Origin of the sequence: Methylocystis sp. L43, assembly GCF_015709525.1 — a bacterium.
Taxonomy (GTDB): domain Bacteria; phylum Pseudomonadota; class Alphaproteobacteria; order Rhizobiales; family Beijerinckiaceae; genus Methylocystis.
In genome coordinates, this window is sequence record NZ_JADNRA010000036.1 from 298,163 (window position 1) to 321,819 (window position 23,657).

The 23,657-nt window shown below is 60.2% G+C and carries 15 protein-coding genes and 4 pseudogenes; 8 read left to right on the plus strand and 11 right to left on the minus strand.

The genetic code is table 11. The features are described 5' to 3' along the window. The first annotated feature begins 443 nt into the window (after positions 1-443). The 3 genes from IYX23_RS19425 (at position 444) to IYX23_RS19435 (ending at position 3,086) form a co-directional block, all read left to right on the plus strand. Positions 444-1,967, plus strand: coding sequence for an FAD-dependent oxidoreductase (locus IYX23_RS19425; RefSeq protein ID WP_196394590.1), 1,524 nt, complete (start codon positions 444-446; stop codon positions 1,965-1,967). A gap of 12 nt (positions 1,968-1,979) precedes the next feature. After that, positions 1,980-2,564: a diguanylate cyclase gene (locus IYX23_RS19430; RefSeq protein WP_196394767.1), complete on the plus strand. Its 585-nt coding sequence runs from the start codon at positions 1,980-1,982 to the stop codon at positions 2,562-2,564. 180 nt (positions 2,565-2,744) lie between these two features. Then, complete coding sequence (locus IYX23_RS19435) at positions 2,745-3,086, plus strand: hypothetical protein (RefSeq protein WP_196394591.1); 342 nt, start codon at positions 2,745-2,747, stop codon at positions 3,084-3,086. Positions 3,087-3,336: 250 nt separating this feature from the next. On the opposite strand, the gene IYX23_RS19440 is transcribed toward IYX23_RS19435, so the two are convergent. Next, positions 3,337-3,723 (minus strand): HU family DNA-binding protein, encoded by a 387-nt coding sequence (locus tag IYX23_RS19440; RefSeq protein ID WP_196394592.1) that lies wholly within the window; start codon positions 3,721-3,723, stop codon positions 3,337-3,339. Positions 3,724-4,162: 439 nt separating this feature from the next. Beyond that, the gene (locus tag IYX23_RS19445) at positions 4,163-4,558 is read right to left on the minus strand and encodes a hypothetical protein (protein WP_196394593.1); all 396 of its coding nucleotides are present in this window, start codon (positions 4,556-4,558) and stop codon (positions 4,163-4,165) included. Positions 4,559-4,823: 265 nt separating this feature from the next. On the opposite strand from IYX23_RS19445, the pseudogene IYX23_RS20350 reads away from it, so the two are divergent. Continuing rightward, a pseudogene (locus tag IYX23_RS20350) lies at positions 4,824-5,194 on the plus strand (transposase); the annotation flags it as partial. Positions 5,195-5,610: 416 nt separating this feature from the next. Here the strand turns inward: IYX23_RS20350 and feoB are convergent. Beyond that, a complete protein-coding gene (feoB, locus tag IYX23_RS19460) occupies positions 5,611-8,988 on the minus strand; it encodes a ferrous iron transport protein B (RefSeq protein WP_196394595.1) in 3,378 nt (1,125 codons plus the stop codon). A 508-nt stretch (positions 8,989-9,496) separates the two neighbouring features. Here feoB and smbP point away from each other — a divergent pair. Beyond that, entirely contained in the window at positions 9,497-9,748 is a 252-nt protein-coding gene (smbP, locus tag IYX23_RS19465) for a small metal-binding protein SmbP (protein WP_196394596.1), read from the plus strand. A gap of 794 nt (positions 9,749-10,542) precedes the next feature. Further along, complete coding sequence (locus IYX23_RS19470; protein ID WP_196394597.1) at positions 10,543-12,336, plus strand: PepSY-associated TM helix domain-containing protein; 1,794 nt, start codon at positions 10,543-10,545, stop codon at positions 12,334-12,336. On the opposite strand, the gene IYX23_RS19475 is transcribed toward IYX23_RS19470, so the two are convergent. The 7 genes and pseudogenes from IYX23_RS19475 to IYX23_RS19505 form a co-directional block, all read right to left on the minus strand. After that, positions 12,305-13,633, minus strand: a complete 1,329-nt coding sequence (locus IYX23_RS19475) for an amino acid permease (protein WP_196394598.1) — start codon at positions 13,631-13,633, stop codon at positions 12,305-12,307. The genes IYX23_RS19470 and IYX23_RS19475 overlap by 32 nt on opposite strands. After that, on the minus strand, positions 13,630-14,283 hold the full coding sequence (locus tag IYX23_RS19480; RefSeq protein WP_196394599.1) for a class I SAM-dependent methyltransferase: 654 nt from the start codon (positions 14,281-14,283) through the stop codon (positions 13,630-13,632). The genes IYX23_RS19475 and IYX23_RS19480 overlap by 4 nt, the downstream gene beginning before the upstream one ends. A gap of 164 nt (positions 14,284-14,447) precedes the next feature. Then, entirely contained in the window at positions 14,448-15,221 is a 774-nt protein-coding gene (locus IYX23_RS19485) for a class I SAM-dependent methyltransferase (RefSeq protein ID WP_246716965.1), read from the minus strand. Positions 15,222-15,245: 24 nt separating this feature from the next. After that, positions 15,246-17,687 (minus strand): TonB-dependent receptor, encoded by a 2,442-nt coding sequence (locus tag IYX23_RS19490; protein ID WP_196394600.1) that lies wholly within the window; start codon positions 17,685-17,687, stop codon positions 15,246-15,248. A gap of 630 nt (positions 17,688-18,317) precedes the next feature. Continuing rightward, positions 18,318-19,085 (minus strand): helix-turn-helix domain-containing protein, encoded by a 768-nt coding sequence (locus IYX23_RS19495; RefSeq protein WP_196394601.1) that lies wholly within the window; start codon positions 19,083-19,085, stop codon positions 18,318-18,320. A gap of 553 nt (positions 19,086-19,638) precedes the next feature. Next, positions 19,639-19,881 (minus strand): annotated as a pseudogene (locus tag IYX23_RS20355) (transposase); the annotation flags it as partial. Between the two features lie 56 nt (positions 19,882-19,937). Beyond that, positions 19,938-20,635 (minus strand): annotated as a pseudogene (locus IYX23_RS19505) (IS6 family transposase). A 52-nt stretch (positions 20,636-20,687) separates the two neighbouring features. Here IYX23_RS19505 and IYX23_RS19510 point away from each other — a divergent pair. Both IYX23_RS19510 and IYX23_RS19515 read left to right on the plus strand, forming a co-directional pair. Beyond that, positions 20,688-20,926: pseudogene (locus IYX23_RS19510) on the plus strand (recombinase family protein); the annotation flags it as partial. A 302-nt stretch (positions 20,927-21,228) separates the two neighbouring features. Further along, positions 21,229-22,638, plus strand: coding sequence for a TolC family outer membrane protein (locus IYX23_RS19515; RefSeq protein ID WP_246716966.1), 1,410 nt, complete (start codon positions 21,229-21,231; stop codon positions 22,636-22,638). Between the two features lie 42 nt (positions 22,639-22,680). Here IYX23_RS19515 and IYX23_RS19520 read toward each other — a convergent pair whose 3' ends face one another. Then, the gene (locus tag IYX23_RS19520; RefSeq protein WP_196394602.1) at positions 22,681-23,334 is read right to left on the minus strand and encodes a hypothetical protein; all 654 of its coding nucleotides are present in this window, start codon (positions 23,332-23,334) and stop codon (positions 22,681-22,683) included. Positions 23,335-23,657: the final 323 nt, after the last annotated feature.

A 23,657-nucleotide genomic window follows, 5' to 3' on the forward strand; every position in this document is an offset into this window, starting at 1 on the left:
CCGCAGTTGGATATCCATGAACTTGCGGGAAGAGACTTCGTTCCTCATTCATTGCAGCGCATGCTTTTTTACTGAGAGTGCTTGCACGCCTGACGCGGAAGCAGCGATCGTCGTCAGGGTGGCGCCATCGTCGCCGCTTTGCGCTGGAGCCGCAGACGCCATCGCGCCGGCCGAAAACTCGAAATGATGTTCTGGCGCAGTCTCTTTAGGGAAGACTACAAACGATCGTAGGCATCAGTCGCTCCGCGCCGCACGCTTCAGCTTTCGCAGTTGCTCGGGACCGCTTCGGGGATGGAGGGCTCGAGCGGACCGGCCGCCGTCCTGCATGACACTAAAAGCTTCCATCAAGCTGAGCGTGGAACACGGAGCAGGCGCGTTCGTTCTACTCTCGCCTGGGCCGTCGTTTGCCGCCCGGCAACCCGATCGCAGACACGGAACTCCCAATGAATGTCTCATTTGAAAAAAGTCGATCCTTTTGGACGGACCAGCCTGTTCTCGAAGGCGCAGGCGCTCTTCTCAGCGACGAACGCGCTGATGTCGTCGTTGTCGGCTCGGGCATCGCGGGGATGTCCGCGGCGTATGAACTTGCGAGCAGCGGCAAGAAGGTCGTCATTCTCGATCGCGGTCCGATCGGCAAAGGAATGACCGCGCGCACGACCGCGCATCTCGCGTCAGCAAGCGACGACGGCTTTGATGAGCTCATCCGATTGCGCGGCATAGGCAATGCAAGCGCCTGGCGCGAAAGTCAGCAGGCCGCGATCGATCGCATCGAGACCTTGCAACAAAAGCTAAGGATCGACTGCGACTTCCAAAGGGTCGACGGTTATCTCTTTGCCGCAAGAAAAGAGGACGCCGAATGGCTCGAGCGCGAGTTCGAAGCGACGCAGAAGGCTGGACTTCCCGTCTTTAAGCAGACGGGCGTTCCCCTTGCCGGCCATGACGTCACGCCGGCGCTTCGCTATCCCGATCAGGCCCGCGTGCATCCACTGAAATATCTTCACGGACTTGCGCGCGCGATCGTCGACGCCGGCGGACGCTTCTATGCCGACGCCACGGTGGTTGAGGTGGCGGAGGACCATGACGGCGTGAGAGTCGTGACGGCCGACGGCCGTACTGTCCGCGCGGATTTCGCGGTGGTCGCCACGAATGCGCCGATCAGCGACCGCTTCGCCATTCACACCAAGCAAGCGCCTTACCGCACCTACGCGATGGCGTTCGAACTGCGCTCCGGCACGCTGCCGGACGCATTGTATTGGGACACGCTCGATCCCTATCATTACGTGCGGCTGCAGCCTGGCGATGATGGCGTCGACATTTTGATCGTCGGCGGCGAGGATCATCGCTCGGGCGAAGCAAATGATGCGCCTGATCGCTTCGCGGCTCTGGAGCATTGGATGCGCGCGCTTTTGCCTTCGCTCGGCAAAGAGCTTCGCCGCTGGTCCGGACAGGTTCTCGAACCCATCGACGGCATGGCTTTCATTGGTCGCGACCCTGGGAGCGAGCGCGTTTTCGTGGCGACCGGCGATTCGGGGCAAGGGATCACGCATGGCGCGCTCGCCGGCCTGATCATCAAGGACATGATCCTGACCGGCGCCAGCCGCTGGGTCGAGGCCTATGATCCCGCGCGCTCGCCGCTCAACGCCGTGGGCGAATATGTGAGCGAGAATCTCACCGCGCCGAAGAACTTCGCCGAATATGTCACGCCCGGAGAAATCAGCTCCTGGGATCAGCTTAAGCCGGGCGAAGGGGCGATTGTGCGCAGCGGCTTGAGCAAGGTCGCCGCCTTTCGTGACGACGACGGGACGCTGTTCCTGCGTTCAGCCGTTTGTACCCATCTTGGCTGTCTCGTGCACTGGAACGCCTTCGAGCGATGCTGGGATTGCCCCTGTCACGGATCTCAATTCGCGCCGAACGGCGAAGCGCTCAACGGCCCCGCTTACGGACCTTTGCAAAAACATGAGCCTTGAGAGCGGATGCTGATGGAACAGGATCCGACATTACTGGTGCTGATGTATTTTGTCGTGCCGGTCTGGCTGATGGCGGGGTTCGCCGACTGGCTGTGTCATCGCGCCACAAACATCGAAACAACCTCCTGCGCAAAGGAATCCGTTCTTCACCTCCTGCTCTTCGCTGAAGTCGCGGGGCCGTTCCTCGCGGCGCTTCTGCTGGACATCAACGCGCTCGTGCTCGCCTTCATGATCGTGATGTTCTTCGTTCACGAGGCGACGACGCTTTGGGATTTGAGCTATGCGGTGAATTTGCGCGAGATAACCCCGATCGAGCAACACGTTCACAGCTACCTTGAAATGATGCCGCTGATGGGCCTGCTGTTGGTCGCGGCGCGCCACTGGCCGCAATTTCTGGCGCTTTTTGGATTTGGCGATGAAGCGGCGCGCTTTGACATCGCGCTGAAAGTCCCTCCACTGCCGCCCGCCTATATTTTCAGCGCTGTCGCCGCAGCGTTGCTGTTCGCCGTCCTGCCCTACACCGAAGAACTCTGGCGTGGCTTGCGGGCCAATAACGGCCGCTTCGTTCCGGGCGCTGCAAGACTGTCCTCGCGGTAGACCCAACCTTGGACGAAACTGGAATTTTTCGACTTACGTCCTGCCCCACCTCATTGATGAAACGCGGCCTTCGATGCTCGGCCTCGACAATGGCGTCGTGAGCGCCCAGATATAAGGCGACGATCCAGCTTCTCGTGAGGGCGTCGCAATTAAGATGTTTCAAAGGCGAGCGAGGCACACATGCGTAAGACATCGAAATCTATCATCACCGCCGCCCTGTTTGGCGGGTTGGCCGCGACGGCTTTGACAGGTAACGCTTGGGCGGGACCTAATGTGGCGCGGTCGGCGGGCATTGATGCGCCATCATTAACTGATCAGATCTACTACCGGCGTTACTACCGAGGCGGCGGCTATTACCGCCGTGGCTATAATCCGGGCGCCGCCGCGGCCGCAGCGGCCGTTGGCGTGCTCGGCGCCGCCGCCGCAGCCGGCGCAGCCGGCGCTTACGCACAGCCGTATTATTATGGCTATCCGGCCTATGGCTACCCAGCTTACGGCTATCCCGACGGCTTCGGATGGTAAGAGCGGGGTTCGCCCTTTCGGCGGCGGCGGTTCCATGTAGACCGCTGCCGTCGACCTCAGGCTCAATCCAAGGGGCGGCCCAAAGGACGGCCGAAGGGGCGGCGCTGTAACGCGCGCGCTCCTGACGACCGCATCGCTCCGGCCTTCGTGAGCGGTTGAGCGCCAATCGGCCTGGCGCGGCAACAAATTGGCGGCAATGAGCGCGCCGACGCGGCGCTAAAAAGCAACGCGACGGCCCGATGGATGGCGCTTACTTCGTCGCCGCCGACTTCAGTTTGGCGAGGGGCCGGATTTTGACGCGCACGCTTGCGGGCTTGGCGGCGGCTTTGACCATCTCGCCCGTCGCAGGATTGCGAACCAAAGTTCCCGCCTTGCGCGCCGGCACCTTGCGAAGGGTCGCTTTCAGAAGGCCCGGCAGGGTGAACTCGCCGACGCCGCGCGGGTGGACTGACCCGAGAAACACATTCTCCAGCGTCGCGTAGACGCCCACCGCGGTCTTGCGAGGAATGTCATTCTCCTCGGCAATCCGGTTGATGAGAGCCGATTTTGTAAATGTCTCTTTGATCGGCCGAATCGCGGCAGGTTCAGCCTTGTTGACCTTCCTGCTCGCCGCCTTCACCGGTTTTCCTCTAGCCATAAGATGTCCTTTACGAGTTAAGCGCCTGCATTATTGCTCGCCCGCACAAATGCGATTGCTAACGATTTCATTGGTGATTCGCAAATTTCTGTGCAGCGATTGCAAGCGGCGGAAGATCCCGCGCCAACGCAATACTGATAATGCTGCGCGTGAGGAGCTAGTGGCGGCGTTCTAGGGGCCATCGAGTGAACAGCACTCATCGGCGCTCCGAGGAGCGCATGCGGCGCCTTCGCCCCGACGCCTGACGCCCTTTTAGGTCAGCGCAGATGTTGCGCAGAGTTCAATGACCGCCGAGCCAACCTACTGGAAATCAGCTTCTGTCCGAATTGCTCGAAATGATTTGCCAATGCGTCTCGCGCCGAGGCCCGATTTCCGGCGCGTTCTTCAGGACGTTCGCCAACTTCGGCTCGCGGCCTGAAGACGACGCTATCTTGGGACGCTATCTTGGCAAGCGTCCCTTTCGGGTTTTCAGCGCATCGGGGCCAAGCCCCAGACCTCGGCCTGCCTGCGTCTCGCCGGTCGATCCCCCCAAGTCGAAACCGGGCCGGTCAACTTGCTCGGAATCATCCGCCGGCTCTGCCCTGTCAGTCTCGGGTGACGACTCCTTCGGCTTCTCGGCGGCTGACGTGGCGTCAGGTTGAATTCTATCGTCGCTCGATGGGCGGCGATTGGCCGGGTTGTCCTTGTATTCATCGACCTGAACGCCTTTACTGTCCAAGCTCTGTCCAGGTCGTCTTTGGGCCTTGTCGCGATTACTGAGGATGTCGTTCTTCCTCACCTTTTCATCGTTCAGTTCCGTCCTCGCCCCGGTTCCACTGCTTTGTCCTGACGACATCTTGCCTGCTCCTGTTCGCTCCACGAGGACCGCGGCGCCCCTAACAGAACCAACCCCTGGGCTAAGCGAGGGTTCCCTTCCCGGCGCTATCCACGCCGCTGTCGCACGCTTCCGCCAGCACTTTGAGTCCTGAGAAACCCCGACGTCGCCGCCGGTTCGGGGAGGAGCGCGAGGGCAAGTCGCGACAAGTGAAATTTGGCTGTGCACGCAGTCCAGAGCGAACTCCGGCGCTTCCGCTTCGCGCGATCGATCCCGCGACGGGGCCATTTCGCCGATCGTTGGCGCAGCGCTTTGCATAAAGCCGCGCGGAATGCTGACGTCGCGGCAAGCAGCCAAAGACGCAGCTCTGAAGAACGCCTTGAGGCGTTCTTAACAGCAAAGATGTAAACGACTCGACAAATGGCTTGACGACGCTCAGCGATCAGGAATTTACGCGATGCGACGCTTCGCTTGTAAGTTACGCAACGACATTCATGCGGTCCGCAATGCGGTGGCGGAACCTTGGAGCAATGGTCAAACCGAGGGACAGATCAATCGATTAAAAAACGCTCAAGCGGGGCATGTATGGCCGCAAGCGCCGAACTGCTACGAGCGCGTATGATCCCGTTATCGGCATTCACGGCGCACGAAAAGTGAGGCAGACCCAATTAAATGGATATTCCCAAGCATCATGGCTCAGGCTAAATAATTGATTTTATTGAAAACGAATTCTCACGCCAAGATGGCTCCCGACACAGGCACCCCGGCGACGACGCCCAACCAATTGCCAACTGTTCCCGCGACGGGACCAACCGGGCGGCTGCGACTCCGACTGATCAACTGTCATCAGGCGCGTTCCGACTTCTGGTCAATCCATTGATAGACTACCAGCGATTTAGCACAAGGAAGGGTGCAGCTATGGCACTGTCTTTCGAATCGCGAAGCCTTGCCCTTGCGCACCCAATGTTCAAGCATTGCGTGCGCTGTTTGCGGAGAAATATCGAAGTGGGCGGCGACATCGCGGACGCACACCCAGCTATGTGACGCTAAATAATCTTTGAGCTCCGAGAGCATCAGGCTTTAGCCCCCAGGTCGCTCGCAGCGACAGTCGTCGGCCTTGCGCCAACGTACAAACTTACCGCGCCTAGTACGACAAAGTAAGTCACGACGCCCAAGATCCATGCGGCCGATGAGTAAGGATGCAAGGCGAAAGTTCCAATCTGATAGAACAGCACTGCCGCGCCGTAGCCGATGCTGATTGTCCAAAGCACCATGAAGGCTGTCCATCGCTGGTTGGTCTCGCGCACGGTCGCAGCGGTTGTCGCTATGCAAGGGTAGCAGAGAATCAAGATGAGATAGGCGAGCGCGCCGACTTGGCCATCGAACTTGGTCGCCAGGGCCGGAGCGAGACCGGCGGCCGCTTTATGCAAACGCACCGGCTTGCCCATTCCCACCATCGCTTTGAGATTTTGTGGAACAGTCAAAGCCGCCCGATTCAGCCTTCCCAGCAGATCGAAGCCTTGCTCCTCCTTGGGCGGGGCGTGCTGCAGGCCTGGCTTTGGGCGGCCGCCCAGCTGATCGTCGCGCTGCGGCGCTTGGCCGGCATGCTCGGAGACCATTGGCGGCGCCTGCTCGGTTGCAGGCGGCGGCTTCTGCTCCATCGTCGTCGGCTTTTGCACTTCAGGCTGCACCGCGCCGGGCGCCCGGTCCGCCGCAGCCGGCGGAACACGTTGGGAAGCTGTGCGCGCCTGTTCAGCGGCGACGGCGGCGCGGACATGCGCCTGCGCCTCACTGACGTTCGGCAAGCTCATGGGATCGAGCCGGGCCATGCGCTTGCGGATAACCTTTGCGCTGACGCCCTCGATGCTGCGGCTAATCGGATGCGCTCCGCCTTTAGGGTCGATCAAAACGAGGTCGCGGCGTTCACCTCGGGCGAGATTCCATCCGGCCTCGGTGATGGCCGCGGCAAACGCCTGCGCCGTGGCCGTGCTTCGCCATAATGCAGTAATCTTCGCTTTCGCGTCCTCCTGAGTCACACCGCCGCTGGCGCTCGTCTCGATCTCTCGCGCCGGCTTCTGGCCTGCTTGTTCCGTGACGTCCGGCGCAGCGGCCTCCGCAGGACTGGCGTCGGCCCGGTCGCTGCGTTGAACATGACCGCCTAGCGTTTGGCCTGAGCGATCGGCGCTCACCGTCTTTCCGTCCTCGGAGCCGGCGCCGCCGCCGCTCTGCTGGATCTCATGGCTGGGACTGGAGACTGCGCTGGAAGGCGGTCCTTCGATCGGTTTCGTTTCCGACGGACTCAGACTTGCCGCGGGCCCATTGTGCTGAGCTTCAGTAGGGACCGGCGGCTCCTTCGGCGGCTCCGCCGCTGCCGGCGCCATTTGCTGGGCCTGCTCCATATAGATCGAGCTGAGCGTGGTCACGATCACCACCTTGTGCAAAGCCCCGGTGATGAGCGCCACGGTGGCCGGCCAATTGTCTTGCTGGACGCCCATTGGAGTCAGGACGGGCGTAATCGCGCGTCCTCCCGCAGCCAGCATTGATTGGTCGACGGGCTTCTGATTGAAGGAACCGTCAGTCCCCCATGCGCCAAGAATCTTCACGAGAAACACGAGTGGGATGATGAATTTGCCGACCCGAAAGATGAACATCTTCAGGCGTATCCACGCATTGATCAGCACGTTTCTTAACTTGGGCCAGTGATAGGACGGCAACGTCTCCACGTGCAGCGAGCGCTCTTCCGGCAGCAAACTGAACTTCATGAGGAGGGATGTGAGCATCGCGAAGACGATGCCAAGAAGATAAAAGCCGAAGATCACGAACTGGCCGTGCTCTGGAAAAAAGGCGGCAGCGAAGACCGTATACACCGCCAAGCGCCCGCCGCAGCTCATGAACGGGCTCATCAGCACCGCCACGATCCGATCCCGCGGACGCTCCATCGTGCGCGTTGCCATGATGGCGGGCACATTACACCCGAAGCCCACCACCATCGGTATGAAGGCGTTTCCTGGAAGGCCCAACGACTTCATGACCCGGTCCATGACGAAATTGGCGCGCGCCATGTAGCCTGACTCTTCGAGAGCTGAAACGAAAAGATAGAGAAAGCCAATGATGGGAATGAAGGTCACCACCTGCAGCAGCCCGTTGCCGAGACCGTCAGCGATTAGGGCGTTGAGCCACGCGGGCGTATTGATCGTCCCGAGCAGATATCGAGGCCCGTCGATGAACAGCGTCTCGGAAAGCAACCAGAAGAATGGCCTGAAGGCGCGACTGAGCTCAATAGTGAACCAGAACAGGCAGTACATGACGCCGACGAAAATGGGAATGCCGAGAAAGCGGTTCAGCACCACGCGATCAATCCGGTCCGACGCGCTGGAGCCAGTTACGGCGCGTTTGGGCAGCGCCTCCTCGGCAATCATATGAGCAAACCGATAGCGGCTATTGGCGATGACCGTGTCGGCCTCATCGCCCATCTCATGCAGAATTCCGCTGGCCAGCCGCACATACGCCTGATTCACCGCCGGCGTGACCAGACGCGTTGCGAAACCGTCGCCCTCCAACAGGCGCAAAGCTAACCAACGATCGTCCAGGCGGCTTGTCGTCGACGTTTTGCGGATCATTAAGGACAGCTCCGAGATCGCTTGTTCAATCAATGGTGGATAATCGATGGAGAGGCTTGAGAACTTTCGCTCGGGGACCCATTGCTGAACGTCAGCTTTGAGGCTTTCTATTTGTTTGCGCCTTGAAGCGACGATCGCTGCGACCGGGCAACCCAATCGGCGTTGGACAGCGTCGACATCAAGCTGCGCCTCGCGGCCATCGACGTCGTCCATAATGTTGAGCACGACCGCCACCGGAGCCGACATTTCCAGCAATTGCGTCGTCAGATAGAGACTGTGCTCGAGATGGGAGGCGTCGATGATATTGATGATCAGGTCGGCTTCCCCGGAGAGAACGTAATCTCGTGCGATCCGCTCATCGACCGACGTGGCTTCATCATACGTGTCCAGGGAATGGATCCCCGGCATATCCACGACACGGAAGCGCTGATCTGCAAATTCAAACTCGCCCTCCTTCTTCTCTACCGTGACGCCTCCCCAGTTTCCAACGCGCTGATGGGTCCCCGTCAAGCCGTTGAACAGCGTGGTCTTGCCACAGTTGGGGTTGCCGACGATGGCGATCGTAATCGAATCTTTTCGATCAATCTTCGCTTCGCCGGCGATGAGCTCAATCGACAAGGCCGACGCTTCGTCCCTACGCAGAGTGATGGATGTATCGCGCACCCGCACCTCGACCGGATCGCCGAGCGGAGCGACCCGCATGACGGTGAATTCGACGCCCGGCGTGAGGCCCATGGACAGTAATTTCTGTCGATGGGCTGTGTCGCCGCGCTCAAAGCCTGTCACGCGGCCCCGTTCTCCAACTTTCAGATCACCGAATTTGATTGTCATCGTAGCGACTCTCGCTAATTCGAACCGGCCGCCGAGGCCGATGGAGTTGGGCGACGGGAGCGAGAAATGCTCGCTTCCGCCGATCGAAGCCCGTTCGTCAGAAGCCGATGTCGGGAGCCATCTTGGCTTGAGAATATGGAACTTCGCGTTAAGAAAGCCATCAAACGGGTTTGTGCGTCGGCATCGGCGCGGGTCGTGCGGTCGATCGGGGAACAGCGCAGCTTCTAATTGGGCGCGCGAAGAAAATCGTCGTGCCTGTCGACCTCGATGGTCACCGTCGCCGTCATGCCCGGCTCAAGCAGCAAATCGGGATTGGGCGCATCGATGGCGACATCGTTGGCCGCGCCATTTCCGCGGCGACGATCGCATCTATGTGGCGCGCGCTATTGCAGCGCGCGCTGGCCTCTCGCAGGCCGACGCCGAAAGGCGAGTCGGCGCGCTTTCCGAACAGCTGAAGACTTCCGCCGACAACGTGCGGGCAGCGACCGAAACCGCGCGCAAAGGCGGAATGATCGCCTTGTTGACCCTCGGGCTGGTTTGCTCCTTTGCGCCGCGCCTCGCGCTCGCGCATGAGAGTCATTTGGCCCAGGCGATCTCCCATACTCGCGAAGCCGTCTCGGCCGGCCGGGAGGGTAAGCCAAGCTCGCTGGTCCTGCACGCCACTGAAGCCCTCCATCATGCCTCGGCGGCACAAGCCGAACGGCCGAATGCGCAGGTGAAGGAGGCGATCGCTCGCCTGAAGGAAGCGATTATTTGGTAAGAAGAAAACGCCGCGCTGCGACAACGATCGCTTACCGCGCGCTGCAACGACTGGAACGCGCGCCACAATAAGCGTTTGTGTTTGGTTACGCGACGGCCTTTTCCAGGCCGCCGCTTTTTTATTTCCGGAGTCACTTGCGAAAAGCGCAATGGTCGGCAGCGCACAACGATCACGACTAACATCGAGCTCTAGTCGGGGTTGTCAACTCACCGCGCGTCAGACCCTTTGCCAATTTTGCTGCAAGGAAAGTTATTCTGTTCCTCGGCATAAGCGGCGGTCAATGCGACTCGAACTTTGAGGCGCGAAACCGCTTCGAGGAAACGGGCCACTTCCGCGGCACTTGACCCGCTTGCCAGTTTGCGCGGTTCACGGGCGTAGTCCATCTGTTAGAGGATGCCCTCGCAGCCTAGCGTCACGTGCCATCGGGCGCTGCTAAAGTCGCGACGGCGTCCGCACGGCGAACGCCGGGATGAAGACCTCTGGCGCTGGCGCGGCTTGCAGCTCAATGATTCATTGCGGGCGCTCGGTATTGTAACGCCGCCGCCAACCTTTGATTGCGACCCTTGCCTCGTTACAAGAACAAAGAAACCTCGCCGTCGAGAAGTTCGCCTCGCGGTAAACGTTAGAGCTTTCGCGATACCGTTCTCTCAAGAACGCCGGGCGTGATATAGGAGGTCTTGGCGCCGACGCGCCGACCACCGGTTGTGACAAGAGTTTGTCGTATGACAAACTGAAAGCGAGACGAAATTCGCGGGGCGGACCACCGATTCGTCGGGGCGATTTTTGGAGGCCACATGAGCGAGCAAATCATTCAGGGCGGCGTTTCCCGTGACCGGGCCGCGCTTACAGAAGGACGGACCGGAGAGAGTTCGGATTCCCGTGGCGCAAAGGCCGCTAAGAAAAAACGCAATCGCAACACGCCGCTGTACCGATGGTCGTTCACCATCCACAAATGGGCCGGGCTCATCGCCGCCGTGTGGCTCGGCGTGCTGGGATTGACAGGCTTTTTCATGAACAATGGCGAATGGCGCTGGCTTCAACAGGTCACGGCGCCAACCTGGCTCGCCAGCGAGAATGTGGCGCAGAACGCCGCGCGCAATGTTTTCCGCTATCTGCAGATCGATCCGGCCAATACGTCCGTTCGCGTCGCTGGCGGCCCGCGTGGATTGTGGCGCAGCGCCGATGGCGGCGCCAGCTGGTCGCCGACTCGTTTCGAGGGCTACGCGCATCCGCAGATTTTCGCCGTCGAAGCGGACCCCGTGCGCGGCTGGGAAAGGCTGTGGATCGGGACCGACGACGGTCTGTTCGTGACGACCGACAAGGGCGAGACGGCGCGGCCGGTGGCGCTTTCGGGCGAGTCTGTCACGGCGCTGGCGCAAGGCGCGTCTTCTTCCGAAATGCTCGGCGTCGTCGACAAGTCGCGCGTGTTTCGTTTCGATCCCAATACGCCGTCAAAGATCGAAATGCTCGATCTTGGGCCGCTGCCCAAAGAAGCGCGCCCAGAGTCGGTTCGCTTGCACCGATTAATCCGCTCGATTCATTTCGGGCGGGGACTGTTCGAGCCGGCGATTTCGCGGCTGATCAACGATTTCGGCGGGCTCGCGATGTTCTTCCTCGCGATAACCGGGCTACTGTATTGGGGATTCGGCAAGTGGTGGCGCATGCAGGCCAAGGCGGGCGTGCGCGGCATGTCGCCGGAAGCCAAGCGCACGACGACGAGCTGGCTCTATCGGATTCACGGCGCGACCATCGGCTTGCTGTGCGCGCCCATCCTGCTTTATCTGGCGCTCACCGGCATTGTCATCGACCATGACAGGGAACTCGGCGACCTGCTGCGCAGCACAATGACGCCGAAGGCGCTCTACACGCCGGCCTTCAGGCCGAGCCTTTGGGACGAGCGCATCGACGCGATCGTCGGCTATCCCGGCGCGCCGGGAGTCTTCTCGGTCGGCAATTTCCTCGGTCTGTTCACCACGGCCGACGGCGGCAAGACCTGGGCGCGCGAGGACGACGCCGAGGGCAAGCCGATTGGCGGCGCCAATCGCATGCGTCGCATTGGCGACCGCATCGTCATGATGTCGGGCATGGGCTCGAATGCGACGATCCGCGGCGACGACTTCGTCTTTCGTCAAGCGGCGCTTGCCCCGCCGGAAGGCATGGGCATAGGACCCGGCCGCGGCATGGGCAGGACGAAGGAAATGAGCGAGCGCCGCGGCGATGCCGCCGCATCTGGAAATCAGCCTCCGCACGGGGCCGGCGAGTCAGCGGGCCGTCCCGCGCGGCCCATGATGATGGGCGCGATGAGCCGCGGCTTTGCGCCCACCGACGTCACCGCCTTTAACGGCGATCTTTTATGGCGCACGGGCGCGAAGTTCGTCGTGACGAGCCTCGACGGCGCACGCATCAAAATGCTCGAACCGACGCAGCCCGAGGCGCCCGGCGTCCCGATGTTCATGTGGCTGCGCAGCCTTCACACCGGCGCGCTGTTCTGGAGCGAATGGCGCTGGGTGAACGATATTTTCGCGACGCTCGCACTCTTCCTGATCGCGACCGGCCTCATTCGCTGGTGGCGCCAGAAGTGGATGTGACGTTCGTGCGCAGGCGCGCGCTCACGTAGTGGGCGCCAAGACCGACGCAGATCAGGATGGTCGCGGCGATCGCGGATCCCGGACGCATGATGATGGCGGCGACGGCGATGCCGGTCGTCGCCGCCAAAAACACGGTCGCTGCGCCGAGCAGGAAAACACGTACGCGTTGCGTGGAGCCAAGGAATTCTTGCCGCAGCCAGCCCACGATCACCGCGCCTGCTGAAACGCTGAGCGTCACGCCGACAAACTCCAGGAGCTCACGTAGGCTGGCGCTCCAGACGACGATGATGCAGAGCGCCGCTTGCGCGATGATGGCGATGCGTGGGTGCTCGCCGTGCAGGCGGCCGAGAATCGCCGGCAGCGCGCCGTCTCGCGCCATTTGGGCATAGACGCGCGGACCACTGAGCAACATGGAGGAGGCGGAGGTCGCCAGCGCAAGCGCGATGAGGGCGCTGAGACCTTCCTCGGCGCGAACCCCGCCAAGCGCACGCGCGGCGACCGCGCCCGAGTCGGCGACGCCAGCCAACGCTTCTCGCGGCGCGCTATAGAGAATGACGGCGCTGACGCCGAGATAAAGCACGATGACGAGCGCCGTTCCGGAATAGAGCGCGCGACGCACCGCCTCGCCGCCGCCCTCGACGTCGCCGGTGACGTAAACGGCGGCGTTCCAGCCGGAATAGGCGTAGGAGATCCATACGAGCGAGCCGCCGAAGGCGAGTAGCGAAAACGGCGATCCGTCGACGGCCGGAGAGACGCCGATCGCGTTGGCGACATGCGGCGCGCCGAGAAAGATAAAGGCGAGAATGGCGACGACTTTTATCGCGACCGCGCCGTTCAGAAAACGCACGCCCGTCTCCGGCGCGCCGGCGTGCAGCGCGGCGAGCATGACGATCAGCGCGCTCGCGAACCAGGGCGCGCCAGTTTCGAAACCGCCCACGCGCGCGGCATAGAGTTCCGCGCCAAGCGCCGCAGCGGCGATCGGAGAGGTGAAGCCGGCGACAAGCGAAACCCAGCCGGCGGCCGTGCCAAGCGCGGGATGCAGCGTTTCTCTGAGAAAAGCGTACTCGCCGCCCGACTGCGGAAATCGCGTGGCGAGATCCGCGTAGATCGCCACGCCCGAGAGCGCGTAGATTCCGCCAACCAGCCAGGCGAGCAGCACGAAGCCTGGCGACCCCAGGTCGGAGAGTGCGAAGCCGGAGGTGGTGAACACTCCCGTGCCGATCGTGTTGGCGACGACGAGCGCGATCGCGCCGCGATAGTCGAGAAGCCGCCTGCGCGGCCCCGCCCGATGCGTCATTGCGCGCTCTTCTTGAAGATCGCAAAAAACTGGCGCGGGAGGAAGTCGGGGGCCTCGGCGAGCGTAAAGCCGGCCTTTTGCATGTCCTCGACGCACTTTTCGAAAGTGGGGCGGCGGTCCTTTGGAGGGCCCATCGACACGTCGGGCCGAGCGAGGATTAACGCGACGCGGCCATCCGGCTTCAGCTGACTTCTGAGCTTCGTGTAATAGGCTACGGCGTCGGCGTTCTGGCCATAGGCGTTGACGAACAGCGCAAGATCGAGCGGCTCCGGAAATTTCGGATCCGCGATCGTCACCGGCGTCGCGATCATATTCGGCAGGTTTTCACGCTGCGCGCGTTCGCTGAGAAAATCGACCATTTTTGGTTCGGCGTCGGCCGCGAATATCTTCGCTTCCGGCAGACGGCGAGCGAGACGCACGCTGAAATAGCCGGTGCCGGCGCCGATGTCGGCGACGCGCGCGTCTTTGGACAGCTTCAGAGCGTCGATGACCTCGTCGGGCTTTTGCCAAACAGCGCGATCTTCCTTATCGAGCACGGCGGACCACTTTTCAGGCTCTTTGAAGTCGCGCGCGGGCGCCCAGGGCGGCGGGCTATTCTGAGCCTGCGAGGACGTCGCCAGCATGCCCAGGCCGAGTGCAAGAATTATCATTTGGATTTTCATACCAGCATACTCCGCAGCTGCGCGCCTTGGCGTCAGCGCGCTTGTCGGGTCGAGAAGGACGCTTTCGGCAAGAGCGTCCGCTTCGCGGGCGCCGCGAACGCTCCCAGTGCCGAGTCGTTGACAACATCAAGCGCGAAGCGCGTTAGACTTCGTCATGCGCCGCTTTTCTTGAACACGGCAAAATATTGCCGCGGCAGAAAATCCTGCGTCTCGACCAGCGAATAGCCAGCGGACTTCAGTTCGTCTGTCGCCTTTTCGATCGAGACGCGATGTTCCTTGGGCGGGCCATCGGCGTTCTCCATGCGGAAGTCGATGATCACCAGCTTCCCGCCGGGCTTCAGCGAGTTCTGCAGCTTTTTGAAATAGTCGACGCGATTGCCGATGTGGTGATAGGCGTCGACGAGCAGGATCACATCGACGGGCTCCGGCAGATTGGCGCTGTCGGGCGCCGCCTGAACGGGGACGATGTTCGTCATCCCCTCGCGCTTGGCGCGCTCGCCGAGATAGCGCACCATGTCCTGTTCAATGTCAGCTGCGTAGACTTTGCCCTGCGGCACGCGCTTGGCAATGCGCGCGCTGAAATAGCCCGTGCCGGCCCCGACGTCGGCGATCGTCGCGTTTGGCGTGAGCTTCATCGCATCGATAGCCTGCTCGGGCTTCTGCCAAGCGTCGCGTTCGGGTTTGTCGAACTGCTTCGCCCACTTCTCGGCGTCTTCAAACCGGTGATGGTAGCCGCCATCGCCCATCTTGTGGTCGCCCATCTGATGGTCGCCTTTGGCGCCATGCATATCGCCATGATCCATCTTGCCGTGATCCATGCCGCCATGGTCCATCTTCTGTGCGGGAGCCTCGGCGGGCGCTTGCGCGAAGACTGGTGCGACGCCCAGGAGCAGGGCGGCGGCAAGGCCGGAAGTCAGTTTGTTCATTCGCATGTCCTCCACTGGTGCTTGTCAGAATTTTAATTTCATTCCCGCGACGATTGCGCGAGGTTGACCCGGAAACACGTTGCCGGCGGCCCACTGCAAGGGCGCGGGTGTTATGATGCCCCTCGTCACTGTGTCGGGGATCGGGTAGGACGCCGCCATATAAGTACGGTCGAAGATGTTTCGCACTTCCACATAGGCGCTGAAGTTTTTTGCCCAGCCGTAACCCCAGTCGCTGTTGTAGTGCAGGTTGAAGTTCACGACGCCATATCCCGGCGCCCATATGATGTTATATGCATCCAAAGCGCTGGCCGATCTGAAGACATAATCGACATAGGCGCCCAGTCCCTTGAACTGGCCGTAAGGGAAGTCGTAGCCGCCGCGCAACGTCAGCGTATGCGCCGGGACATTAGGGATGCGTTTTCCGGAGCGATCGTAGACGTATCCGCCTGTGAGAGAATCCTGGAAGTTAGTGAAGAAGTTGCTGGCGTAGGTGTGCGCGGCATAGAGGCGCCACCCGTCAAAGGGCCGCCAGTCAAGCTGAGTCTCGACGCCACGATGGATCGAAGCTGGAATGTTCGTGACATAGGTCTGGAGCAGTGGCGCAGGGCCAGTCTGCGCATAGTTTTCGTTGCGATACCAATCATTGTAGACGGCGACATTAGCCGTAAAGGTTTCGTTCGGGGTCCATTGTGCGCCCACCTCCGCGCTCATGTCAGTTTGCGCCTTGAGATTATTGTTGGGCCCTGCGCCCGAGGGCGTGTTAGTCAGACTGTCGAAGGGCGGCGTGCTGTAGCCAACGGCGTAGCGAGTCCGGAATTGCCACTCCGGACTGTAACGCCAAGTGAGCGAGGCTTCAGGCGCGGTGTTCCAATAGGCGTTGGACACCGAAAAAATTGTCGGCGGCTGCCAAGCGCCCGCGACTGTGTAGCGGTTGATGCGGTAATCGCCCCAAACATTGTTCCAGTTCGTGCTGAAGCCGACGACGCCGATTAGACTATCGGTGAAATTGATCTCCTGGCGCGCGCGCAAAGTCAGATTGCGACTGTGCGCCGCCACTTGGCCCGCCCAAGCACCGCGCGCGCCGTCATTGTAATAGTAGGGGATGCGCGCCGACTGTTTGTCGGACTGCTTGCTCTCGTTATAAATGAAGCCGACATAGCTGAGCGTCGGCATTCCATAGATCATGCCTGCATGCGTGAGATCGACGCGCGCGTCCCAGCTGCCGGTAGAACCCAGGAGATCGACTGGGGCGCCAAAATTGCCGACCGGCGGAGGCTGCCCCCCTGCGAGAATTTCGCGAAGATTGAAGGTTCCTTGCACCCGAACCGTCGTTCCCTGGCCGAAATCATGCTCGTACCTGCCGCCGGCGAGGTGCTGCTGCGTATGGCCGTGAATGCCGAGCGACTCGTAGCTCTGCGGCCGCACTGCGTTCGGGTTGGAGAGAGGCTGGTTAGGGATGCCCCAGATCCCGTTTCGCGGCGCTGTGCGCGCAACGCAGTAGGGACTGTTGATCAGGGCTCCTGTGGGACAGCCATAACCGTACTGATATGGGTTCGTGTAAAATTGCAGAAGCGAGAATGGGCCGTTCTGATCCCCGAAATTGTTGTTGAACATGTATTTCAGGGTGAAGCGCTGAGCTCCAGTCGGCGCCCATCTGGCAAGCAGGTTGACCGTCTGCGTCTCACTGTTCTGATGCTGGACGTAGCCGTTGTTGCGATTGTCAGAGCCGAAGATCGATACATCAAATTCCCCCAGCGCCGCATCAACGATGCGCTTTCCGCCGCGGACGAAATTGTTCACGTAGCCGAAGCTGCCGCCCTCCGAGCCGATCTCGAGGCCGTCGAGCTGCTGCCCGGTATAGGATTTGAAATCTATACCGCCGAACAGCGCATAATTGCCGAGAAGAGCCGAGGACGCGCCACGATAGACCTCAACGCCGGAGAAAGCGTGCGGATCGAGAATGGCGGTACGACTGAAGCCGTCCGCAAATGTGACAGGAAATCCATCCGACAGTACTACGATGTCGCGCAGCTGGAAGTTGCGGCCGACGGCGCGGGCGTTGGGATTATTTCCTGAGCCGCGTATCGAGATGATCGATTCGCCGCCTTGCCCCAATGGGGTCACCGTTACGCCGGGCGAGTAACGAAGAAGATCCCCCAAGTTCGCTTGTGGCGATTGCTGGATGTATGTGATGAACTTCCTGTCGAAGTCGGTCACGGCTTGGCCAGGCGGCCGATCGAATACCGACTGGCGAGGGGCGACCGGCCCTTGCGCCGCTACGACTGGACCAGGGGCTGACCGGCTTGCATTGCCGGCGCCGGTTCGTGAGTCGTCGCGGGGCGCCACGGACCTAGCCCTCGCGCCGCCGACATCGATCGTCGGCAGCGATTGCTGAGCGAGAGCCTGCGAAGAATTGAGAGCTATTGTCGCGAGGCAAACGCCGCGCATCAGAGTTAAACGGGACATGAATTTTTTCTCCTGACGCGGCTATGAGCGGCGCATCGTGACGGCATTCGCGCGCCTTCGAACGCGCGTAGGTCATTCAGGAGATGGCTGGCGGCGCGCGTGACGCCCAACTGGTCACCCACCCGCAGGGTGGCGGCGTCTTGTCGTCCGGTTGACAAAAAACGATGGGCTGTTTGTCTCTAGTAGAAAGATTCGCGACGACGCGCATGAGCGCAACGAGAAATGGAAAAACAGACTTGTTGGACGTCCCGTGACTGCACGCGAGGCAGCAATCCATCGTATGAGCTTCCCGATCTAGCGGATACTCTCCGGGCTTTGCATTGCAGTCTTCCGACGAGATGGCGACTCCCGCCTCTAAGGCGCCTTGATGGCCGCCGGCGCTCGAGACGCCTTGGAGCGCAAGCAAGCAGGCGACAATCGCGACGACAATCGCGCGCATTCCTCGCCAAGCTCGTTTTCGTAGATCAGCCGCCATACCGGAGTAGGTAAATAGCCGATGGCCAAGGGGTCAACACGCCTTGCGAAAGCCCACATACGAATTACGAAATTCGGTATGAAAATTAAAGCATGTTGTATGAATGCCACATTTGTCCAAGGGATCTCGAGCTCGCGGTGCTTTCGAGATGCGCGTCAGCGCTGGCGCCCCGAGGGCCGTACGCCGAACATCTGTTGATAGTATCGGGCAAATCGGGAAGGAGACGAAAATCCTAGCTGGGCCGCCAAGTCTGCGATGTTGACCGGCCCGTCATTCCTCGAAAGCAATTTCTGCGCGATGTGCAATCGTTCGCGTCTTTGCCACTCCATGGGCGTGCAGCCAAAGCGCCGATTGAACGCGTACTGAAGCGTTCTGCCCGATAATCCCGAAATCTTTTCCATCTCCGTCATTGTGAGCGGGCGCTCGAGACGCGTTCTCACCGCTTCGCACAGCACTTCGACGGACGATAGCGACCTGCCGCTCGGCGCGATCTCCTGGCTTAGAAACTCTTCGGGCCAAATCATCAAAGCGATCTGCCGATAAAATAGATCGTCAACGCCTAGATTTGAGAGAACCACCGGGTCGCCAAGATGCGAGTCGATCAAGCCAAAAACCGAGCGCATCGAAGTTGCAAGATTGGTGGACCCCATTTTGAGTTCAATCGAGCGAGCGGGAGACCCGTCCAACTCCGGCGTCCGCTGCTCTTGCCCGCCCCGCATTGCGCCGGCTGTCGCCTGCAGCCGAGCCGCGTCGAGTCGGGCGACAAAGACCGACCGCGTCTCTGATTCTCCGTAGCGCACCTCGCGTTCGGACAGCAGTAAAGCCCTTTGATTGGGGACGACCTGATATTTCTGTCCCTCGATCTCTGTATGACAGACCCCGTAAAGCGTCATGATGAAGAATAAGCCATCGGTCGGAATCATCTCACATCTGACCGGACCTGAAGAATTCGCGTGCAGGGCAAGACCGTTCAAAGACAAATTCGAAATTTTGCTTTTGAAATCAGTCGCTTTCGCTTCATACTTTCTTAATGACGAAAGCGTAGCCGACGACTGTTCCGCGGCGTCTTTCGGGCTGACGGAACGAGCCGCGCCGGCTTCACCGAACGCTAGAAGAGGGAGTTTCTGTTTCGACATCGATAACAGGAACGCTATGTTGCTCGCATCTACTTGTCTGGCGCTCAGGCCACAAAGATTATTATATTTCCCAGGCTCTGGATTATCAATTCACCGCATCGTCGCAGCTGTCCCGCTACCCCAGCCATCCACCCCAACTTCAGAACGCAAATGGGCCTTTTTGCCGTCCGAGGATGGGGAAATGTCCACTGAAGCGGGGCCCGATCAAACTGTCTCGATAAGCGAAGGCGGCACGGTTCCCGACATCCGGCGCGACCGGACTGAGGCCGGCAAGCTCCGATACGCTCGCCACTTCCGATATCCAGGCGGTCGGCCCCCATCGGGTGATCCAGTTCGGATGTTAGTTCAAGAGCGGCATTTGGACCAGCGGCTGAGCGCCCGGCGGAGCTGGCTGGGGTTGCGCAGCCGGGCGCTCGGGGAACAGAACCGCCGGGGCTGGCGGCCGATACCCCAACGACGAATGTGGCCGCACTTCATTGTAATGACGCCGCCAGCTTTCGATGATGATCTGCGCTTCCTTGAGCGAGTAGAAGATCTCGCCGTTTAGCAGTTCGTCACGAAGCTTCGAGTTGAAGCTCTCGCAATTGCTTTGTCACGTTGTCGAACGAAAGACGCGAATGATCTCGTTGACGATCTTGTTTATGCTGCAGCAGTGGCCGAACGCCATGTGTCCATGGCCGAGCCTCGAAAAGCTCGGTGCGTCCTTGCTGAAATGAGATGGCGTTGAACGATGAAGATGTTGTGGGCTGCTGCGTGAAAGGAGAGAAATCTTTGTGCTGAACCAACGCCCTTGAAACCTTGCATCTTGCGTTCTCGTCGTCGGGTTGTTTGGTGAGAATTCTCCGCTCTGTTGTTTCGCCATCGGCCGGTGCGATGCCGATGTTCGATCCCAAGATCACGCGCGGCGGCATGGTAAGATCGCAGATCGTCGGTCACCAAATTCTCCGGCGCGAAGCCATATTTCTTCAGAAGCTTGCGCATTAATTTCAGCGCTGCGGTCTTATTCCGCCTGGTCTGGACCAAGACATCCAGAACCTCTCCCCTTCACTATCGACGGCGCGCCACAGATAAACCAAGCGTCCATCGATCTTGAGATAGACTTCGTCGAGATGCCATGTGGTGTGCGGCTTCGGCCGGCGTTTGCGCAGATCGGCTGCGATCTTGTGCCCAAAATAATTGACCCATCGTCTCACGGTTTCATAAGAGACCGCGATCCCGCGTTCCGCTAGCAAATCCTCGACGTCGCGGAAGCTTAAAGTGAATCTGACCTAGAGCCAGATTGCCTGTTGAATGATCTCGGGCGGAAAGCGGTAACCGGCGTAGCTGATTTTCGTCATCGTGCAGGATAAGAGCCAGAGGTCAGGCCCGGCAAGCTGACAATGTGACAATGCCTGCGAGGCCTATATCGTAAGCCAGCGCCATACCGGCTGGATCGCGCTTCCCGACATATATGACGACGGTGGACTATCCGGCGGCACGATGGAGCGCCCTGCCCTGCAGCGGTTACTGGCAGACATCAGGGCCAGCAAGGTTCAATCATCGTCGTCTACAAAGTCGATCGCCTCACCCGGTCACTTGCAGGCTTCGCCAAAATCGTCGACGTGCTCGACGCGCATGGCGCCTCTTTTGCGTTAACCAAATCGAAATTTAGGCCATATGAAAAGGAGCTCGAGTCCGGAGCGAGCGCTGTGTCATTTTTGCCACGTCACCAATAAATGTCGGCTGATCAGCGCTGCTCATCTTCCTGTGATGCGTTGCTGCTGGTACTATTATGGCTATACGCAAAGCATCTGACTGGACGAATGAAACGGGATCAGGTCTGCTGCGCCCCCGCGTTCGCTCCCAATTTTCAAAAGCGGCGTAAGAGCCCGAAAGGCTCATTCCGGCGTTGAGCGGTGCGCTTCGCGCCGGAGCGAGAGAGTGGGGTTCCATGAAATCGTTCGGCGCGCTTACAGTCATAGCGGCAGGGGCAGGCCTCGCGTTGGCAAGCGCAAACGATGTCTCAGCCGAGACAATTTCGTCTGCGCTCGCTCGGGCTTATGCGGGTAACCCGGACCTGAACGAGCAACGCGCCGACGTGCGCACGCGTGACGAAGACGTCTCGAGCGCCTGGTCCGGACTGCGTCCCAACGCCAATATTCAGGCGAGCGTCGGCGCCCAGCGCTCGAACCTCAGGATTCCTGTGCGACTGCCGGTGATCAATCAGCGCATCCCGCTTACTGATGAATATACGGGATTTCCGCGTGGGGCCACGCTAAACGTCTCGCAGAATGTCTTTGATGGCGGGCGCACCGAGAATTCGGTGCGTCGCGCCGAGTCGAGCGTGTTCGAGTCGCGCGCCCTGATGCGGCTTTCTGAGCAGGAAATATTGCGTAGCGGCGCAACCGCTTTCATGGACGTGATGCGCGACGCGGCGATCCTATCGCTGCGCAAGAGCAACATCGCCGTGCTCGATCTTCAGTTGCACGATACGCAGAAGCGCTATCAATCCGGTGACGTGACGAATACCGACGTGTCGCAGAGCGAAGCCTCCGTCTCCCATGCGCGCTCAGAATATTTTGCCGCCGAGGCGCAATTGAAGAGCAGCGCCGCCGTTTACCGGCAGATCATCGGTGTAGAGCCCAAACGTCTCGAGCCGGCCTCATCGGTTGAGCGGATGTTGCCCAAGTCAGTGAAGGACGCGATTGACGTCGCGCTTGTCGAACATCCCGCCGTCGTCGCCGCCTTGCATCGGGTGGACGCCGCGGCGTCGGCGGTGAATGTCGCCGAGGGTGCGCTTTTGCCCACGCTGTCGGTCAATGCGCAAGTATCCCAGCAGTATGACTCTTTCCTTGGACTGCCCGGCTCGCGGCAATTTTCGGCGGGCGTCAACGGCGCGCTCAATGTCCCCCTCTACCAGGGAGGAGGGGAGTATTCTTCGATCCGTAAGGCGAAAGAGGTGCTCGGCAAGGCGCGCCTCAACGCCGACGCACAGCGCGACCGCGTTCGTGCTAACGTGGTCTCGAGCTATGGTCTGCTGGACACGGCCAGATCGCAGATCAGATCGGATCAGGCGACGGTGAAGGCGGCCGAACTCGCTCTGAAAGGCGTTCGTGACGAGGCGCAGGTGGGGCAGCGCACGACGCTCGACGTGTTGAACGCTCAGCAGACTTTGCTCAACGCGCGCGCCAATCTGGTCATTTCCCAAAGGGACCGTGTCGTCGCCTCATACGCGGTTTTGGCCGCGATCGGCAGACTGACGGCCGAGACGCTCAATCTCAATGTCGTGCGTTACGACCCTGTCGTTCATTTCGAGCAGGTTAAATACAAGTGGTACGGGACCGATACGCCTGATCGATGAACGTGCGCGGCCCGGCGCCGCGGCCAAGGCAAATCCCTGAACCTATAAGCGAGGTTTGACGCCCGACTGTTTTTCAGAGTCTTCGGCCGAGGCCTCGTTCTGCCGGACAACTTCGCTGTCCATCAAGCTCACGTTGAATCGCGTGGCGTCGGGCTCGTTGATCCAGACTTTCAAATCGTAGCTCGGACCGGATTGCCAGGACCATCCCTGGCAGTCGCGCTCAGCTTTGGGCTTTGGATGATATTTCGAATATTTCTCGCCCACTTTGAATTCTTCGATGATGAAATCGAGAAGCTCCGGACAGGTCATCTGTGAAAGGAACACGCCGTTCAGCTTGTAGACCTTGCCGGTCCGCGGGGTGAGCGCATAGTTGACGATGGAGCCATCTTCAAATCTGCAGGAGAACTGTTTCCCGTATTCAGATGACGATGCGAAGAACTCCTCGGCGCGCATGCCGCCATGAAACGAGACCTTTCCAAAGTTGTTGCACTGCGACCGCGCGAGTCTTGCCGCTTCATCCTTGGACATGCCGAGCGAAAAGCCCCGCAGATCGCGTTTGAGGGATTGAGCCTGGGCGTCCTGCACGCCAGAGAAGGTCAAAACAGACAGCAGAAGAAACATGAGTTGCGTCTGTCGTATGGAGCGGCTCGAGTTCAGATGGGTACCCTGATCGATAATCCGGCTCGAGAGTATCATTATCGATCTCCTTGCTGAAAGAAGCTGTCGATTCAAGGGAGACCAGGAAAAAGTTGGGTCAGTCAAGCGCCGCACCGAAAACGTAATCGCTGGGCCATCTCACATTCATCTCGCTGGGGCAGACCGCCGTAGCGTTCGAGAGTTCCGTTGTTGCAATGACGCGCCTAGCCCGAGATCATCGCATCTGGCGCGTCTTGGCTCATACGTTTATTTGTACAAGTTGATACTTGATCTGTAAACGCCGTTAATGGCCCACCTTCAAACGCATGATGCGCGGCGAGTCTGATCGGCTGATTTGGAGATAGGGCTTATGTCTTTAGCGG